Below are 17,173 nucleotides of genomic sequence, written 5' to 3' on the forward strand. Positions count from 1 at the left end.
GACCCGCTTCAAAGCTGGCGGTGTGAGCCGCTTTCTTTGCCTACTTTCTTTGCGGCGGCAAAGAAAGTAGGTGCCGCCCCGCACAGGGGCAACGCCAATAGACCACTAACAAATCAAGCAAAGGCCAACAAACCAACCCCAAAACCAAAACCAAAACCAAACCCGCCGACTAGGCAAAAAAAACCTCAATCGGGCAATTCCGCCGCCCCCATCCTCCGAGCAATGACCCGCGCGCGTTGCGCCAAATACCCTGACCCGCGATGCTCATCAAAATACCTGGGCTGCGGCAGCATCACCGCCAACCGCGCCGACTGCCCCGCGCTCAACTTGCTAGCGGACGTCTTGTAGTAATAGCGTGCCGCCGCCTCAGCCCCATAAACCCGATTCCCCCATTCAACGGAGTTGAGATAGATCTCAAAGATGCGCTCCTTGTCCATCAGGCTCTCGAGCATCCACGTAATGATCAACTCCTGTCCCTTGCGGATATAACTCTTCTCCCGAGACAAAAACAGATTCCGCGCCAATTGCTGCGTGATAGTCGACCCGCCGCGAACGATCTTGCCCTTGGCCTTATTCCGCTCCCAAGCCTGCAAGATGGCGTCCGTTTCATAGCCGTTGTTGCTGGCGAAATTCGCGTCTTCCGAAGCGATGATCGCGCGCTTCAGATTGCGCGAAATCTGGTCATACGGCACCCACGTATGCTGCATCGAAAGATCCGGCCGTTCCCGCGACAACCGCCACGCGTCCGAACGCATGAAAGCCGTCGAGCGCGGATTCACGTAATTCCACACCGCGATCTGCGCGAAGTAAAACGCCTGCGTCACGAACCACGCAATCGCCAGCACGGCGCCCAGATAAAACATCCATCGCACCGGACCTGGCCGGCTCGCGCGCCGCGTTGCTGTCATCGGGGTCTCAGTCCTGGAGTCGGTGAATGCCGCGAGATGAAGCGCCGCTCTATGCGTGCGACGGCGCCGTCAACAGCGCACGCAATTCGGCCAGCACCGGCGCGCCGTCGGGCCGCACGCCGCGCCATACGTAAAACGATTCGGCAGCCTGCTCGACCAGCATGCCGAGACCGTCGGCGCCGCGAGCGCCAAGTTTGCGCGCGTGTTCGATGAACACCGTCGGATGCGCGCCGTACATCATGTCGTAGGCGAGCGTGCCGCTGCCGAACGCGCGGTCGTCGCACTCGGGCAACGACGCCTCCAGACTGCCCGCCGTCGCGTTGACGATCACGTCATACGCGCCGGCTTCGATCGCCCGAGCGCTGCCGCCGCTCAAACGGCACGCGGCGTCGCGCGCGGCTTGCGCGAACTGATCGACGAGCGCCTCGGCCTTCTCCGCCGTGCGATTGACGATGGTCAGCGTGTGCGGCGCGCGCTCCAGCATCGGCAGCACCACGCCGCGCGCGGCGCCGCCCGCGCCCAGCAACAGGATGCGCGCGCCCTTCAACGGCACGCCGAGATTCACCTCGATGTCGCGCACCAGTCCAAAACCGTCCGTGTTGTCGCCGTAAATACCACTCGAATCGACGCGCAAGGTGTTCACCGCGCCCGCCGCCGCCGCCCGCGGCGACAACACATCGGCGAACGCGTGCGCGTCGAGCTTGAACGGCACGGTCACGTTCAGGCCGCGTCCGCCTGCGTCGATAAACGCGCGCACATGCGGCACGAAGGCATCCACCGGCGCGAGCAAATGGCTGTATTCGATCGGCTCGCCGGTCTGCGCGGCAAACCGGCCATGAATGAACGGCGATTTGCTGTGAGCGACCGGATTGCCGATCACCGCATAACGGTCGCGCGACGGGTTGGCGTTCATCGTCCCGGCTCCGTCACGTGCTGCTGGTCGGCTGACGCGTCGCTTGCGCCATCGCCGTTCCCGGCGTCGCTCTGTGTGGCCGCGTCGCCGTCGAGGTTGGCTTCGGCTTGCGCCTCGGCTTCGCCTTCGGCGCTTGCATCGGCGGCGTCGATGATTTCGTCCTCGCCGTCATCCGCTTCCTCGACCTCGCCACCGCTCGTCACGGTCGGCGCGTCGAGCACATGCAGCAGACGCACGGACGCTTCGACGGTCAGTTCGTCGAGCGACATCACTTCCATCAGCAAGCGCGTGCCACGTGCGTGCACGCCGAGGCCCGGCACGTGCAGCAGCAGCGGAATTTCCTCGAGGCGCACCAGATCGCCCTTCACCACCGACGCCACTACCTGCTTCCTGTTCTCCTGCTTCAGCCAGCGCAGGCACCAGAAGTACTCCATGCGGCGCTGGTGATCGGCGTACGCGGTATAGGTGTCGTCGAAACCTTGCACGACCGCGAACAGATCGGCGTCTTTCGGCTTGAACGGCGCGGCCAGCTTCGCGGTCACGCCATGCTGCACGCAGGCGATCAGTTGCCACTGATTCACCAGGTCGACGTAGCGGCGCAGCGGCGAGGTGCTCCACGCGTATTGCGTGACGCCGAGGCCCTCGTGCGGCGCGGCCGAGGTCTGCATGCGGGTGCGCTTGGGGCCGGTCGGCGCGCCGAATGCGCGCTGCGTGCGATAGATGCCGGGCACGCCGTGATCGTGCAAAAACGCGCCCCATGACGAGTTGGCGAGAATCGCCAGTTCCGCGACGATCGTGTCGAGCGGCGAACCGCGCCGGCGCGGCGTGATCGTGATGTGCTCGCCTTCCACGTAGAAATTGAAGTCGGTATTGCGCTGCACTTCGCGGCGCAGGCCGTAACCGGCGCGCGCGGCCTGTCGTTTCTCGAACAGCGCCTGCGCGAACGGCCACAGCACGGCGATGTCTTCCTTGTGCGGATAGTCGCCGGTGCCGGCGGCAAGCGCCTCTTCGGTGACGAGTTCGTCGAGCGTGTTGTGACGCAGGTTGTTCTTCACGAACACGCGCTCGGCGCGCGTTTCGCTCGCGACGATTTCCTGCGTCTCGCGATTGACGATCACATACAGCGAAAGCGCCGGCCGCAAGCCGCCTTCGGCGAGCGTAAACGCTTCGACGACGCTATCGGGCAGCATCGTGATCTTGTCGCCCGGCATGTAGACGGTGGACAAACGCGTGCGCGCGATCGCGTCGACCTCGTCGCCGCGCTGAATGCCGAGCGCCGGCGCGGCGATGTGCACGCCGATCCGCACGCGGCCGTCCGCCAGATGCTCGACGGAGAATGCGTCGTCGATTTCCGTGGTGGTGATGTCGTCGATCGAGAACGCCTCGACGTCGGCTTCCGGCAAATCCTCCGGCAACGCGCCGACCTGGACCGGCGGGAAACCGGTGCCGTGCGGGAAAAACTCCGACAGAAACCTGGCCTCATGCAGCGCGCGCGCCGACGCAATGCCGCCGCATTCGAGCATCAGGCGCGCCTGCGAAATACCGCGCGCCGCCGCGGCGCCCTCGAGCGCCTTGTATTCGATCGTGTTCTTGTCGGGCCGCGTAAGCAATGCGAGCGCCTTGCTGCCGGTGAACGCTTCGGGCAGACGGCCGGCCTTCAGCTCTTCCTCGTAGCCCGCCTGCACGAGCGCCTGCTGACGCTTGCGCTCGAGGCCGGCGAGCGCCATTTTCAGTTGCTCCTCGGGCGCGCGCTGATACATGCCGCGGCCCTTGCGGCGGAAGTACACGGGCGCGCCGTGCATGCGCAGCACCAGCGCCGCGCGCTCGATCGGGCCGAAGCTTTCGCCGAAATACTCCGCGCCGAGCGCGGCGAACGGGAATTCGTCGTCAGGCGCGCATTCCCACAGGAAATCCAGATCGATGTCCTGCGCGGCGGCGTCGGCCTGCTGCATCAGTTCGGCCGCGCTCGGCTTGTCGAATTCGATCAACACGTCTTTCGCGCGCACCTTGGCGCGCCGGCCGCCCGGCAACTCGACCTGAAACGCATCGCCCTGGCGCGACAGCACGCTGCCCGCCTTGAAACTGCCCGATTCCTCGAAGAAAACGTTCACTCAATACTCTCGTTCTGACTTGCATCTGCCGGCGCATCCGATCTGATTTCAGCGATCGGTCGACTGCGTGCGCGGCGCGGCAACGTGTTCGTGGTAGTGGATCCGCGGCGCGATACGCGCGCGCCGGCGGGTTGAATCCGATATTCGGCGGCCGGATCGCCGGATCGCCGGATTTGCGTGACTTCAGGCCGCTTCGCGCGGCGCCGGCGGCTCGACGTCTTCGGCGTCGCAAAAGGCCAGCACGTCGTCGACATATTGCGCAAACTCGCTGATCGCGTGGTCGCTTCCTTCGATCAGCGTAGTGCGTGCGCCGGGATAGTGCGCGAGCATTTCGCGGTAATCGAGTACCTCGTCGCCGGTGGCGGCCAGCAAATAATAGCGTTCGGGCCGTGTGATCGACGCCACGCCGAGCGCGCGCAACTCATCCAGATGATGCGGCTCGACAACGATGCTGCCGCCGCCGTGCCACAACGGCTGCTCGCCGAGATAGGCGCTCAGATCGCGCTGCGGCACGACCGCGGGGTTCAGCAAGACGGCGGGCCAGCCGTGCTTCTCCGCGAGATACGTGGCGAAATAGCCGCCGAGCGAACTGCCGATCAGCGTCACATGGTCGGGTTTCGCGGCAGCCACCAGCGATTCGGCGAGCGCGACCGTCTCGAGCGGCGAGACCGGCAGCATGGGGCAGCACCATTCGTCGCCGCGGCCCAGTTCGACGAGGCGCGCCGCCAGCACGCGCGCCTTGAACGAATTGGGCGACGAGCGGAAACCGTGCAGATAAAGGATCACGAAGCGCCTCGCGCTGAAAGTGCGTCGAGCAGCTTCTGATGCACGCCGCCGAAGCCGCCGTTGCTCATCACCAGAATCTGGTCGCCGGGGCGCGCCGCGTGGACCACCGCTTTCACCAGCGCGTCGAGATTGTCGAAGGCCTGCGCCTTGCCGCCGAGCGGCGCGAGCGCTTCGCCGAGGTTCCAGCCGAGCGCGTCGCGACCGGACGGCGCGCCGTAGCCGAATACGAGGTCGGCGTCGGCAAGACTGGCCGGCAACTGCGCTTTCATCACGCCGAGCTTCATGGTGTTCGAGCGCGGCTCCAGCACCGCGAGAATCCGCGTGTTGTCGCGGCCGACGCGGGCGCGCAGACCGGCCACCGTGGTGTCGATCGCGGTGGGGTGATGCGCGAAGTCGTCGTAGACGGTCACGCCGTCGACGCTGCCGCGCACTTCCATGCGGCGCTTCACATTCCGAAAACTCGCCAGCGATTTCGCGGCTTGCGCCGGCGGCACGCCGACATGGCGCGCGGCGGCGATCGCGGCCAGCGCGTTCATGCGGTTGTGCTCGCCCTGCACCTGCCACTCGACCACGCCGACGCGCTCGCCGTTGTGATACACGGCGAAACGCTCGTCGACGGGCACGCCGTCTTCCGCAGGCAGGGTTTCCCAGCCGCCCTGCACGCCGAAACGCTCCACCTCGCTCCAGCAACCGCGGGTCAGCACCCGTTCGAGCGCGTCCTCGCGACCGTTCGTCACGACGCGGCCGATGCCCGGCACCGTGCGGATCAGGTGGTGGAACTGCGTTTCGATCGCCGCCAGATCCGGGAAGATGTCGGCATGATCGAATTCGAGGTTGTTCAGGATCGCGGTTTTCGGCCGGTAGTGAACAAACTTCGAGCGTTTGTCGAAGAACGCGGTGTCGTACTCGTCGGCTTCGATCACGAAGAAGCTCGAATCGGTCAAGCGCGCCGACACGCCGAAGTTCAGCGGCACGCCGCCGATCAGGAAACCGGGATTGAGGCCCGCGTCTTCGAGCAGCCAGGTCAGCATCGAGCTGGTGGTGGTCTTGCCATGCGTGCCGGCCACCGCCAGCACCCACTTGCCGTTCAGCACGTGCTCGCCGAGCCACCGCGGACCGGACACATACGGCAGGCCGCGGTCGAGGATCGCTTCCATCAGCGGGTTGCCGCGCGAGACCACATTGCCGATCACGAACAGATCGGCGTTCAGGCCGTTCAATTGGTCCGCGTCGTAACCTTCGATCAGCCGAATGCCTTGCGCCTCGAGCTGCGTGCTCATGGGCGGATAGACGCCGGCGTCGCAGCCCGTCACGGTGTGACCCGCGCCGCGCGCGAGAACCGCGAGACCGCCCATGAACGTGCCGCAGATGCCGAGGATGTGGATGTGCATAAGCCTGTCGTGCCGCGCGGGCGTTTTTGCGAGGGATGGGATGCAGCGAAGCGGCCGGAACGACCGTCCGCAAAGGACGCTATTGTAACCGACCGCTTCCCTCCGCCCCACGGGCGCGCGCCCGCGCCGGCCGTCGAAAGGCCGGCGGCGGCTAGCCGGAAAGGCCTGTCATCAATCTCTAGTATGATCCAGAGATGGCCCGCAAATCACACTTCGATCCGCAGCGCGTGCGCGAGGAAATCGCCATCGCGGCTGCCCGGCTGATCGCCGAAGACGGTCTCGACTACGCCACGGCCAAGCGTAAGGCGGCGCGCCAGGTAGTCGGAGAGAGCCGTGTTGCCGGCGAATGGCTGCCGGATAACGACCAGATCGAGGAAGAAATCCGCGAATACCAGGCGCTCTTCCAGGGCGACAGCCAGCCGGCCCTGCTGAGGCGGCTGCGCCATATCGCGGTGGACTGGATGGAGCGGCTAGCGCCGTTCAACCCCTACCTGACTGGCGCCGTGCTCGGCGGCACGGCCGGCGAACACTCGGATATCCACCTTCAGGTGTTCTGCGACAACCCGAAGGAAGTCGCGATCTACTTTCTAAACGCCAATATTCAGTACGACGTCTCGGAAACGCGGCATTTCGCCGGACGCGGCTACGTCGAAACATTGAGCTTCATGTGGCGCCCATCCGATGAAGGGCGCGACGCGGAGCCGGTCGGCATCCGCGTCGCCTTGTACGAAACCGACGATCTGCGCGGCGCCGTGCGCGCCGACGCGCGTGGCCGCACCGCCCGCGCCAATCTGCAAGCGGTCCAGACACTGCTCCAGAGCAGCGACATCCCTTCCTGACCCAAGACAGACGCAACATGAACATAAGACGTATCGTGGCCGGCGCGCTAGTCGCTATCGTGGCGGCCGGAGGCGGTGTGCTCGCCAATCATTGGCTGAACGGCAACGATGCCCAACTTTCGCAATCTGCGCAGTCGAAACCCGACGAGAGCGCGGTCACTCAGTTATGGAGCGCGGCCGTGACCGACGCGACGGGCAAGCCGCAATCGCTGGCCTTGTTCAAAGGGCAGCCGATCGTCGTCAACTTCTGGGCTTCCTGGTGCGGACCCTGCGTCGAGGAAATGCCGGCTCTTTCGCAGCTTCAGCGCGAATATGCGAAGAAAGGGATCCGCTTCGTCGGACTTGGCGTGGATTCGGAGAAGAACGTCCAGGCGTTCTTGCAGAAGGTCCAGGTCGCCTACCCCGTCTATGTGACGGGGTTCGGCGGCGCCGATCTCGCCCGCGCGTTCGGCAACACGGCGGGAGGCCTGCCCTTCACCGTCGTCATCGACGCGCAGGGCAACGTGCGGTCGTCAAAATTAGGACAAATCGACCCGCAGGCGCTGAAACAGACGCTTGACGCCCTCTAAAACTTACATTCCTTTAACACTCGGATAATCGCTGAAGGCATTCGTTTCGCCGAAAATCCCGCATTTTTGGCGGAAGTTGGCAGGTTCGCGCGATGATACGGCCGCTTGGGGACCGGGGCGTATATCGGCGAAACTAGACAAGTTTCTCTAATCAGCGCTAAAGTGCGCCCAATTCCACGGAAAAAGAAGCGACCATGACGCGACTGCTGGTACTGCACGGACCGAACCTCAACCTTCTCGGCACCCGGGAACCCGAGGTCTATGGTCGCGTGACCTTGCCGCAGATCGATCAGGCGCTGGCGGACCGCGCAGCGGACGCCGGCGTCGAACTGGCCTCGTTCCAGAGCAATCACGAAGGCGCGCTGGTCGACCGCATCCAATCCGCCCGGACTGAACACACCGATTTCATCCTGATCAATCCCGCCGCGTACACGCACACGAGCGTGGCCATTCGGGACGCACTGGCGGGGGTCGGCATCCCGTTCGTCGAGATTCACCTGTCGAACGTGCATCGCCGAGAACCGTTCCGGCATCACTCGTATTTCTCCGACCAGGCTGAGGGCGTGATTTGCGGCCTCGGCTGGAAGGGATATCTATACGGGCTCGAATTCGCGCTCGACCGGCTCGCCGCCGGTTCATCGCGCGGCTGATTTCCAAACACATCTAATTTGCGCCGGCCGCACACGCGCCCGGCACTTCACGTATTAAAAGGGGCTCCTGATGGATCTACGTAAACTAAAAACTCTGATCGACCTCGTCTCGGAGTCCGGTATCTCCGAACTCGAAGTGACCGAGGGCGAAGGCAAGGTGCGCATCGTCAAGAATGCGCCGCCGGTTTACGTGCAGCCGTCCGCCTCGTACGCACCGCAATACGCGCAGCCCGCGCCGCCCGCCGGCGAAGCGCCCGCCGCGGCGGCTCCGGCCATTCCCGCAGCGGCCGCGCCGCAAGGCCACGTGGTGACCTCGCCGATGGTCGGCACGTTCTACCGCGCGCCGTCGCCGGGCGCCGATCCGTTCGTCCAGGTGGGCGACACGGTCAAGGAAGGCCAGACGATCTGCATCATCGAAGCGATGAAGCTGCTCAACGAAATCGAGTCGGACGCGTCCGGCGTGGTCAAGGAAATCCTCGTCGAAAACGGCCAGGCGGTCGAATACGGCCAACCGCTGTTCGTGGTCGGCTGACGCGGCACGCACTGCGCTCGCCGCCCGCGCGCCCGCTGTTCGAGGCGCGCGACCGATCCTCTGAGGCAGCCTGTGTCGTGAACGACCGGGCGCCCATTGATGAGTCGAAAACCCGCTATGTTTGAAAAAATCCTCATTGCCAACCGTGGCGAGATCGCGCTTCGTATCCAGCGCGCCTGTCGCGAACTCGGCGTCAAGACGGTCGTCGTCTATTCGGAAGCCGACAAGGAAGCCAAGTACGTGAAGCTCGCCGACGAGGCGGTCTGTATCGGCCCGGCGCCTTCGAATCTCAGCTACCTGAACATGCCTGCGCTGATCAGCGCCGCCGAAGTCACCGACGCCGAAGCGATTCACCCCGGCTACGGCTTCCTGTCGGAGAACGCCGACTTTGCCGAGCGTGTCGAGCAGTCCGGTTTCACCTTCATCGGCCCGCGCCCGGAAACCATCCGCATGATGGGCGACAAGGTCACGGCGAAGCAAACCATGATCAAAACCGGCGTGCCCTGCGTGCCGGGTTCTGAAGGCGCGTTGCCGGAAGATCCGAAAGAGATCGTGAAAATTGCCCGCCAGGTCGGCTATCCGGTCATCATCAAGGCCGCCGGCGGCGGCGGCGGCCGCGGCATGCGCGTGGTCCATACGGAAGCGGCGCTCGTCAACGCGGTCAACATGACGCGCGAGGAAGCCGGCCGTGCGTTCGGCAACCCGCAGGTCTACATGGAGAAATTCCTGGAGAACCCGCGGCACATCGAAATCCAGGTGCTGTCGGATTCGTTCAAGAACGCCGTATGGCTGGGCGAGCGCGATTGCTCGATGCAGCGCCGTCACCAGAAGGTGATCGAGGAAGCGCCGGCGCCGGGCATCGCACGGCGCCTGATCGACCGCATCGGCGATCGTTGCGCGGACGCCTGCAAGAAGATGGGCTATCTTGGCGCGGGTACGTTCGAGTTCCTGTACGAAAACGGCGAGTTCTACTTCATCGAAATGAACACGCGGGTGCAGGTCGAGCATCCGGTGACCGAACTGATCACCGGCGTGGACATCGTGCAGGAACAGATCCGTATCGCGGCCGGCGAAAAACTCGCGTTCCGTCAGCGCGACATCGTGTTCAAGGGTCACGCGATCGAATGCCGGATCAACGCGGAAGATCCGTTCAAGTTCATTCCGTCGCCGGGACGTTTGACGTCGTGGCACATGCCGGGCGGTCCCGGCATCCGCGTCGATTCGCATGCCTACAACGGCTATTTCGTGCCGCCGAACTATGATTCGATGATCGGCAAGCTGATCGCTTACGGCGCGACGCGCGAGCAGGCGATCAAGCGGATGCGCATCGCGTTGTCGGAAATGGTGGTGGAAGGCATTCAGACCAACATCCCCCTGCACCGCGAGTTGATGCTGGATGCGAAGTTCGTCGAGGGCGGCACCAGCATCCATTACCTCGAAAACCGCCTGGCCGCGAAGCTGCAAGCCGCGCCGGAAGAAGCATAAGCCATGAGCTACCGGGAACTGATCGCCGAGCTGGCACGCGAGCACGCGGAGGAGTTCTCCGACGCGCTGCTCGAGTTGGGCGCGCTGTCCGTATCGGTCGAGGACGCGGACGCCGACACGCCCGACGAACAGCCACTGTTCGGCGAACCCGGCCTCACGCCGGATCGCTCGGCATGGCAGCGTTCGCGCGTGATCGCGCTGCTCGCGCCGGAACACGAGCCGGCGGTGCTGCTCACCGCCGCGGCGAACCAGTTGGGTTTGTCCCCGGCGCCGGCGTTCACCGTGCGCGAGGTCGAGGAACAGGATTGGGTGCGGCTCACGCAGTCGCAATTCGATCCGATTCCGATCGGCCAACGTATCTGGGTCGTGCCGTCGTGGCACGACGCGCCGGACCCCGAAGCACTCGTGCTGGAACTCGATCCGGGCCTCGCGTTCGGCACGGGCAGCCATCCCACCACGCGTCTGTGCATGGAGTGGCTGGAGCAGTCGGTCGAGCCGGGGCAGTCCGTGCTCGACTACGGCTGCGGCTCGGGCATCCTCGCGATTCTCGCGAAGAAGTGCGGCGCCGATCCGGTGTACGGCATCGACATCGATCCGCAAGCGGTCGAGTCGGCCCGTCACAACAGCGAACGCAACCGCGCGGACGTCACCTACGGCCTGCCTGACGAATGTCCCACCGGCGAGTTCGATATCGTGGTCGCCAATATCCTGTCGAATCCGCTCAAGCTGATGGCCTCGATGCTCTCGTCGAAGGTGAAGCCGGGTGGCCGGATCGCGCTGTCGGGCATCCTCGCGCGGCAAGCGGACGAAGTGGCGCAGGTCTACGCGCGATGGATCGACATCGGCGTATGGCGCGAGCACGAAGGCTGGGTATGCCTAACGGGAACGCGCCGCGAAAGCCTTTAGAATAAGGGGTATTGTCCAACCAACGGCCTCCCCGGCTTATCGGCCCAATATGCTCCTGGCAACGCGCTGTCCCTTCTGCGAAACCGTTTTCCGCCTGCAACCGGCGCAGCTCGCGCTGCGTCGCGGCCTCGTGCGTTGCGGCAATTGCAATGAAGTCTTCGACGCGTCCAGCAGTCTGTTCGACATCACCGAAGGCGGAGACTTTTCCTCTGCCAAGCCGGTCGCCGCCGCCGCGGCGATCGAGGCGCTCTCCGGCGTGCGCCCCGAGCGGCTCGATTTCCGCGCGAGCAACTGGGACCCTCACGCGCCCTTTCTGGACGCCAAGGTCAACAACGGCCTGCCGTATGACGGGGGCAACGTGCCGCGCATGGCGGCTCTCGCCGGCGCGGCCGCGCCGCATCATCACGTCACGGATGAACCGGAATTTCCGGCCGGCGCTTTCACGGCGCCGACGGCCGCCGACGACGAACCTATCCTCGCCGACGCGCCACTCGACCCCTTCGCCTACCCGGCCGAGCCGCCGGCGGCAGATGCGCCGCGCGTCTGGCACAAGACCGAGCGCGCGCCTGAACCTCCCGTCGAAGAACCGCTTGCCGGAGAGCCGGCTTTCTTTCGCGGCATCCCCGACAACGAGCCGCGTTTCGGCGCGAGCGGTGCCGGCGCGGCCGGCTTCGGTGCCGTCGACCCCGGACCGGCGAGCGGCTTCGGCACGGCCGGTACAGCGCCGAGGGGACCCGCCGCTGCGGCCAGCGGCGAACCGTTCTCCGTCCATCCGGTGAACGATGGTGTCGATCCGTTCCCCGTGGTGCGTGAAACGCGTCCCGCCGAACCGCGCCGTGTCGGCTGGATCATCGTCGGGTCGGTGCTGGCGGTGCTGTTGATCGTCGCGCTCCTCGCGCAACTCGCCTGGTGGCAGCGCGAAACCGTGCAGGTCTATTTCCCGAGCTCGCAAGCGCTCTACGTGAAGGCCTGCGCGCAACTCCGCTGCCAGGTGACGCCGCCGCACGACATCGACGGCTTGCAGGTCGAGCCGTCCGATCTGCGGCAAATCGACGGTCCGCATAAGCTCGAACTGAAGATGCCGCTGCGCAACCGCTTCAATGTCGCGTTGGCCTACCCGGCCATCGAACTCACGCTGCTCGACGATCAGAACAACGTGGCCATGCGCCGCGTACTGTGGCCGCAAGACTACGTCGCGCCCGGCACGCCGATCGCGGCCGGTCTGCCCGCGCACACCACGCAAACCATGATCGTGCGCCTCGACACGGGCAATGCGGTCGCTTCCAATTTCCGCGTACAGATTTTTTATCCGTAACGCATCCTCGCGCGCCCGGCTTCGACCGGGCGCCTTCACCGTCATTCCTGACGACTTTTCGGAGCACGACAACATGAGTCAAGTTACGCTGGGCGGCAACCCGATCGAAGTGGCCGGCACCTTTCCGTCGGTGGGCCAGAACGCCCCCGCCTTCTCGCTGGTCGGCAAGGATCTGAAGCCGGTGTCGCTCGCCGATTTCGCCGGCAAGCGCAAGGTGCTGAACATCGTGCCGAGCCTCGACACGCCGACCTGCGCCACCTCCACCCGCAAGTTCAACGAAGCGGCCGCCAAGCTGAGCAACACGGCGGTGATCGTGGTGTCGGGCGACCTGCCGTTCGCCGCATCGCGCTTCTGCACGACGGAAGGCATCGAGAACGTCGTCACGGCCTCCACGTTCCGCGGCCATGAGTTCGCGCAAGCCTACGGCGTCGACGTGACGAGCGGGCCGCTCGCGGGTCTGACGGCGCGCGCCGTGGTGGTGATCGACGAGAACGACAAGGTCGTGCACGCCGAACTGGTCGGCGAGATCAAGAACGAACCGAACTACGATGCAGCACTCGCCGCGCTGAAGTAAAAACCTTCGCGCACGCACTCCGGCGCCGCGCTTGATGCGCGGCGCTGTCACATCGTCGCGCCTTTCTCTTCGTTGATTTTTACAGGAACGCTCGCCTTGGCTACGCTGATTTGCGGCTCGCTCGCCTACGACAACATCATGACCTTCGAGGGCCGTTTCCGGGAGCACATCCTGCCGGAGCAGGTCCACATCCTGAACGTGAGTTTTCTCGTGCCGACGATGCGCCGCGAGTTCGGCGGCTGCGCGGGCAACATCGCCTACTCGCTGAATCTGCTGGGCGGCGACGCGCGCATCATGGGCACGCTCGGCTCGGTGGATGGGCAACTCTACATGGACCGTTTCACGCAACTCGGCCTGTCGACGGAACACGTGCTGATGGTGCCCGACACCTATTCGGCGCAGGCGATGATCACCACCGACCTGGAAAACAATCAGATCACCGCGTTCCATCCCGGCGCGATGATGCAGTCGCATCTGAATCGCGCCGACGAAGCGCCGGGCATCACGCTCGCCATCGTCGCGCCCGATGGCTACGACGGCATGGTCCAGCACTCGGAGCATCTGGCCGCGGCCGGCGTGCCCTTCATCTTCGATCCGGGCCAAGGTTTGCCGCTGTTCGACGGCCCGTCGCTGCGGCGCATGATTGAACTTGCTACTTATGTAGCTGTCAACGATTACGAAGCCAAACTGGTGAGCAACAAGACGGGCTGGTCGATCGAAGAAATGGCCGGCAAGGTCGAGGCGCTGATCGTCACGCTCGGCGAACACGGTGCGCAGATTCATCACGCTGGCGGCGTCGAAGATATTCCGGCGGTCAAGGCACGGCAAGTGCTCGATCCCACAGGGTGCGGAGACGCATTCCGCGGCGGGTTGCTGTACGGCATCGAGAACAAGCTTGGCTGGGCTACCACCGGCCGTCTCGCCAGCCTGATGGGCGCGCTGAAGATCGAACACCAGGGCCCGCAAAACTACGCGCCCACTCGGGCGGAGATCAACGAACGGTTCGAGCAGGCGTTCGGATACGGCCTGCGGTAATACCGAGAGCTATTGGAGTTAGGGAATGAAAACAATGAGTCGCCTGGTGGTGGTCGCCTTGATCGCCGGTTCACTGGCCATGTCGGGGTGCGCATACAACAGCAGTTCCGCCGACGTCTACACCGCGTCGCAAGCGCAGCGTGAGGAAACGGTTCGCATGGGTACGGTCGACAGCGTCCGCGCGGTGAAGATCAGCTCGAACAACGGCCAGCCGAGCGGCTTGGGCGCGATCGGCGGCGGTGCCTTGGGCGCAGTGGCCGGCAGCGCGCTCGGCGGCGGCCGCGGCTCGATCGTGACGGGCATCATCGGCGGGCTGGCCGGTGCGGTGGCGGGCAATTCGGTCGAGAACGGCGTTGCCGTGCGCGACGGTCTCGAGATCACCGTGCGGCTCGACAACGGCGACATGCGCGCGATCACGCAAAGCGCCACCGGCGAAATCTTCCGCGCCGGCGACCGCGTGCGACTCCTCTCCAGCGGCGGCGTCACGCGCGTCACGCACTAGTTTCCCCTCTCGCGCGGCAGCGCTTTACGCGCCACCGCGGCGACCTCACACGCATGCCCTCCCCTGTGCATGCGTTTTTTTTCGCCTGTCGATTGCATGCGACATGAGATCCGCGAGCGAATCCTGGCATTGCTCGCACGCGGCGCAAAAAAAATCCCGTCGCCGGAAACCCGGCAACGGGACCCTGACCGAGTAGCGCTCGATCACACTGCGTTAAGCGCTACTCGATCATCGGACACATCATGCGACGTGTCGAAGTGCTTCTGCTTCTACCGCTTACGGACGGCTGCCCGTCGGGAACGGCCATGCCGCTGCCGGGTTCAGCGCGGTCTTCACCGTCGCCGCCGGTGCGCTCGAGACAGTAGTCGCAGCGGGTGCAGGCGCAGCCTTCTTGGCGACAGCCTTCTTCGCAGGCGCAGCCTTCTTGGCAGGAGCAGCGGCCTTCTTCGCGGCAGCCTTCTTGGCAGGCGCAGCCTTTTTAGCAGGCGCGGCCTTCTTGGCAGCAGCCTTCTTGGCGGGCGCAGCCTTCTTGGCAGCAGCCTTCTTAGCCGGTGCGGCCTTCTTTGCCGCAGCCTTCTTCGCCGGCGCCTTCTTTGCCGCAACCTTCTTTGCTGCAACCTTCTTCACAGCGGCCTTCTTCGCCGGCGCTGCCTTCTTGGCCGGCGCCTTCTTCGCTGCAACCTTCTTCACAGCGGCTTTCTTGGCGGCAACCTTCTTGGCCGGAGCAGCTTTCTTCGCTGCAACCTTCTTAGCCGGTGCCTTCTTCGCTGCAACCTTCTTCACAGCGACTTTCTTCGCCGCTACTTTCTTTGCCGGTGCGGCCTTCTTAGCCGGAGCAGCTTTCTTTGCCGCAACCTTCTTCGCTGCGGGCTTCTTAGCTGCGGCTTTTTTTGCAGTTGCCATCATTTTCTCCTTCAGGTTTTCAGATGAGAGTCAGTTCAAACTACACCCTTCGTCAAAACCCGCTTCCCGCGGACGCTTCTCAAGGCGCGCGCTACGAAGCGGGCTATTCATCGGCGTACGCAGGTGCTGCGCGCTTACGCTAATGAATGCGGTAAGGCGCGCCGTGCCCTTGGGCACCGCGCGCCAAATCTGGTCGGCACTGGATTCCAGCGCCGGCAATTGCTTGATCGAGCCGCCGGCGATCACGCCAACGGCTTTTTCCGGGGGGAAGTTTGCCCATCCCACTGAAGGGTTCGCAAAGTGCCGGTCATGTTCGTGGGCCGCGAAGGCACGCGGCGCACTGGGCACGCTTTGCATCAGGCGATTAAGCTCCTAAACATAAGTGCCGCGGCCTTGAGCCAACGGCATCCCCATCGATGAATACATCTGCGGCTCGAACCCGGATCACTCCCAGGTCAGCGCGCCGCCTGTTTGATATTCGATCACTCGCGTCTCGAAGAAGTTGCGTTCCTTCTTCAGGTCGATCATCTCGCTCATCCACGGGAACGGGTTTTCCTCGTTCGGATACAGCGGATCGAGACCGATCTGCTGGCAACGACGGTTGCAGATGAAGCGCAGATAGCTCTTGAACATCGACGCATTGAGGCCGAGCACCCCGCGCGGCATCGTGTCTTCCGCGTAACGATATTCAAGTTCGACCGCTTGCTGGAAGATCTCGCGGATTTCCGCGCGGAACGCAGCCGTCCAGAGTTGCGGGTTTTCGAGTTTGATCTGGTTGATCAGGTCGATGCCGAAGTTGCAGTGCATCGACTCGTCGCGCAGGATGTATTGGTACTGTTCCGCCGCGCCGGTCATCTTGTTCTGGCGGCCGAGCGCCAGGATTTGCGTAAAGCCGACGTAGAAGAACAGTCCTTCCATCACACAGGCGAACACGATCAGCGAGCGCAGCAGCGTCTGGTCCGCTTCGAGCGTGCCGGTCTTGAAGGCCGGGTCGGTCAGCGTGTGGATGAACGGAATCAGGAATTCGTCTTTCGCGCGGATCGAGGCAACCTCGTGATATGCGTTGAAGATTTCGCCCTCGTCGAGGCCCAGCGATTCGACGATGTACTGGTAAGCGTGCGTATGGATCGCTTCTTCGAACGCCTGGCGCAGCAGGAACTGGCGGCATTCGGGCGCCGTGATGTGGCGGTAGGTGCCCAGCACGATGTTGTTGGCGGCGAGGGAGTCCGCCGTCACGAAGAAGCCCAGGTTGCGCTTGACGATGCGGCGCTCGTCTTCGGTCAGCCCGTTCGGGTCTTTCCAGAGGGCGATGTCGCGCGACATGTTCACTTCTTGCGGCATCCAGTGGTTGGCGCAACCAGCCAGATACTTTTCCCAGGCCCACTTGTATTTGAACGGCACCAACTGATTGACGTCGGTCTGGCCGTTGATGATGCGCTTGTCGGCGACATTGACCCGCGCTTCGGAAGCGGCAGCCGTTCCGGCAGCGCGAGGAGCGGAAGCAACGGGAGCGACAGCGATGTCGTTCGCGAAGATGTCTTGAGCCGAGGGAGCGTGAGGAGCGGAACGCGTTCCGACTTGCGAACCGACAGCCGATCCCGCAGCGTTGCGCAACACGTTCTGTTGCGTAGCGCTCGAGGGAGTTACGGCAGTGATCTCGTCATCCCAGTTGAGCATAAATGTCACCATCAATTTAGAACGGTTTGTACCATCTTTTCACGAGCGATAAAAGCCTTCGCCGATGAAAAATCCTG

The 17,173-nt window shown here is 64.1% G+C and carries 18 protein-coding genes; 10 read left to right on the plus strand and 8 right to left on the minus strand.

Translation table 11 applies throughout. The features are described from left to right. Window positions 1–185 precede the first annotated feature (185 nt). The 5 genes from mtgA to mpl all read right to left on the minus strand — a co-directional run bounded on the left by mtgA (window position 186) and on the right by mpl (window position 6,109). Complete coding sequence (gene mtgA, locus BUE39_RS24095) at window positions 186–908, minus strand: monofunctional biosynthetic peptidoglycan transglycosylase (RefSeq protein WP_073431234.1); 723 nt, start codon at window positions 906–908, stop codon at window positions 186–188. A 49-nt stretch (window positions 909–957) separates the two neighbouring features. Continuing rightward, window positions 958–1,821, minus strand: coding sequence for a shikimate dehydrogenase (gene aroE, locus BUE39_RS24100; protein ID WP_073431235.1), 864 nt, complete (start codon window positions 1,819–1,821; stop codon window positions 958–960). Beyond that, complete coding sequence (locus BUE39_RS24105) at window positions 1,818–3,932, minus strand: ribonuclease catalytic domain-containing protein (RefSeq protein WP_073431236.1); 2,115 nt, start codon at window positions 3,930–3,932, stop codon at window positions 1,818–1,820. Before BUE39_RS24105 ends, aroE begins: the two co-directional genes overlap by 4 nt. A 183-nt stretch (window positions 3,933–4,115) precedes the next feature. Then, window positions 4,116–4,718 (minus strand): YqiA/YcfP family alpha/beta fold hydrolase, encoded by a 603-nt coding sequence (locus BUE39_RS24110; protein WP_073431237.1) that lies wholly within the window; start codon window positions 4,716–4,718, stop codon window positions 4,116–4,118. Beyond that, entirely contained in the window at window positions 4,715–6,109 is a 1,395-nt protein-coding gene (gene mpl / locus BUE39_RS24115) for a UDP-N-acetylmuramate:L-alanyl-gamma-D-glutamyl-meso-diaminopimelate ligase (protein WP_073431238.1), read from the minus strand. The genes BUE39_RS24110 and mpl overlap by 4 nt, the downstream gene beginning before the upstream one ends. A gap of 194 nt (window positions 6,110–6,303) precedes the next feature. On the opposite strand from mpl, the gene BUE39_RS24120 reads away from it, so the two are divergent. From BUE39_RS24120 to BUE39_RS24165, 10 genes are all read left to right on the plus strand, one after another. Further along, window positions 6,304–6,948, plus strand: a complete 645-nt coding sequence (locus BUE39_RS24120; RefSeq protein WP_073431239.1) for a UDP-N-acetylmuramate--alanine ligase — start codon at window positions 6,304–6,306, stop codon at window positions 6,946–6,948. Between the two features lie 17 nt (window positions 6,949–6,965). Beyond that, complete coding sequence (locus tag BUE39_RS24125; RefSeq protein WP_073431240.1) at window positions 6,966–7,517, plus strand: TlpA family protein disulfide reductase; 552 nt, start codon at window positions 6,966–6,968, stop codon at window positions 7,515–7,517. Window positions 7,518–7,711: 194 nt separating this feature from the next. Continuing rightward, window positions 7,712–8,167 (plus strand): type II 3-dehydroquinate dehydratase, encoded by a 456-nt coding sequence (gene aroQ / locus BUE39_RS24130; RefSeq protein WP_073431241.1) that lies wholly within the window; start codon window positions 7,712–7,714, stop codon window positions 8,165–8,167. Window positions 8,168–8,237: 70 nt separating this feature from the next. After that, window positions 8,238–8,699, plus strand: coding sequence for an acetyl-CoA carboxylase biotin carboxyl carrier protein (accB, locus tag BUE39_RS24135; protein WP_073431242.1), 462 nt, complete (start codon window positions 8,238–8,240; stop codon window positions 8,697–8,699). A gap of 117 nt (window positions 8,700–8,816) precedes the next feature. Beyond that, window positions 8,817–10,184, plus strand: a complete 1,368-nt coding sequence (gene accC / locus BUE39_RS24140; protein ID WP_020071265.1) for an acetyl-CoA carboxylase biotin carboxylase subunit — start codon at window positions 8,817–8,819, stop codon at window positions 10,182–10,184. A 3-nt stretch (window positions 10,185–10,187) separates the two neighbouring features. Then, a complete protein-coding gene (gene prmA / locus BUE39_RS24145; protein WP_073431243.1) occupies window positions 10,188–11,090 on the plus strand; it encodes a 50S ribosomal protein L11 methyltransferase in 903 nt (300 codons plus the stop codon). 49 nt (window positions 11,091–11,139) lie between these two features. Continuing rightward, window positions 11,140–12,405, plus strand: coding sequence for a zinc-ribbon and DUF3426 domain-containing protein (locus tag BUE39_RS24150; RefSeq protein WP_073431244.1), 1,266 nt, complete (start codon window positions 11,140–11,142; stop codon window positions 12,403–12,405). A 73-nt stretch (window positions 12,406–12,478) separates the two neighbouring features. Continuing rightward, window positions 12,479–12,979 carry a thiol peroxidase gene (tpx, locus tag BUE39_RS24155; RefSeq protein WP_073431245.1) on the plus strand — a complete coding sequence of 167 codons (501 nt, stop codon included), beginning with the start codon at window positions 12,479–12,481 and terminating at the stop codon, window positions 12,977–12,979. Window positions 12,980–13,075: 96 nt separating this feature from the next. Then, window positions 13,076–14,014, plus strand: a complete 939-nt coding sequence (locus tag BUE39_RS24160; RefSeq protein ID WP_073431246.1) for a carbohydrate kinase family protein — start codon at window positions 13,076–13,078, stop codon at window positions 14,012–14,014. 25 nt (window positions 14,015–14,039) lie between these two features. Continuing rightward, a complete protein-coding gene (locus BUE39_RS24165) occupies window positions 14,040–14,516 on the plus strand; it encodes an outer membrane lipoprotein (protein WP_073431247.1) in 477 nt (158 codons plus the stop codon). A 276-nt stretch (window positions 14,517–14,792) separates the two neighbouring features. On the opposite strand, the gene BUE39_RS24170 is transcribed toward BUE39_RS24165, so the two are convergent. The 3 genes from BUE39_RS24170 to BUE39_RS24180 all read right to left on the minus strand — a co-directional run bounded on the left by BUE39_RS24170 (window position 14,793) and on the right by BUE39_RS24180 (window position 17,096). Beyond that, on the minus strand, window positions 14,793–15,419 hold the full coding sequence (locus tag BUE39_RS24170; RefSeq protein ID WP_073431248.1) for a histone H1-like DNA-binding protein: 627 nt from the start codon (window positions 15,417–15,419) through the stop codon (window positions 14,793–14,795). Between the two features lie 30 nt (window positions 15,420–15,449). Continuing rightward, a complete protein-coding gene (locus tag BUE39_RS24175) occupies window positions 15,450–15,776 on the minus strand; it encodes a hypothetical protein (RefSeq protein ID WP_073431249.1) in 327 nt (108 codons plus the stop codon). An 87-nt stretch (window positions 15,777–15,863) separates the two neighbouring features. After that, entirely contained in the window at window positions 15,864–17,096 is a 1,233-nt protein-coding gene (locus tag BUE39_RS24180; RefSeq protein ID WP_073431250.1) for a ribonucleotide-diphosphate reductase subunit beta, read from the minus strand. Window positions 17,097–17,173 lie beyond the last annotated feature (77 nt).

This window comes from Paraburkholderia terricola, assembly GCF_900142195.1.
In the GTDB taxonomy this organism is placed as follows: Bacteria; Pseudomonadota; Gammaproteobacteria; order Burkholderiales; family Burkholderiaceae; genus Paraburkholderia; species Paraburkholderia terricola.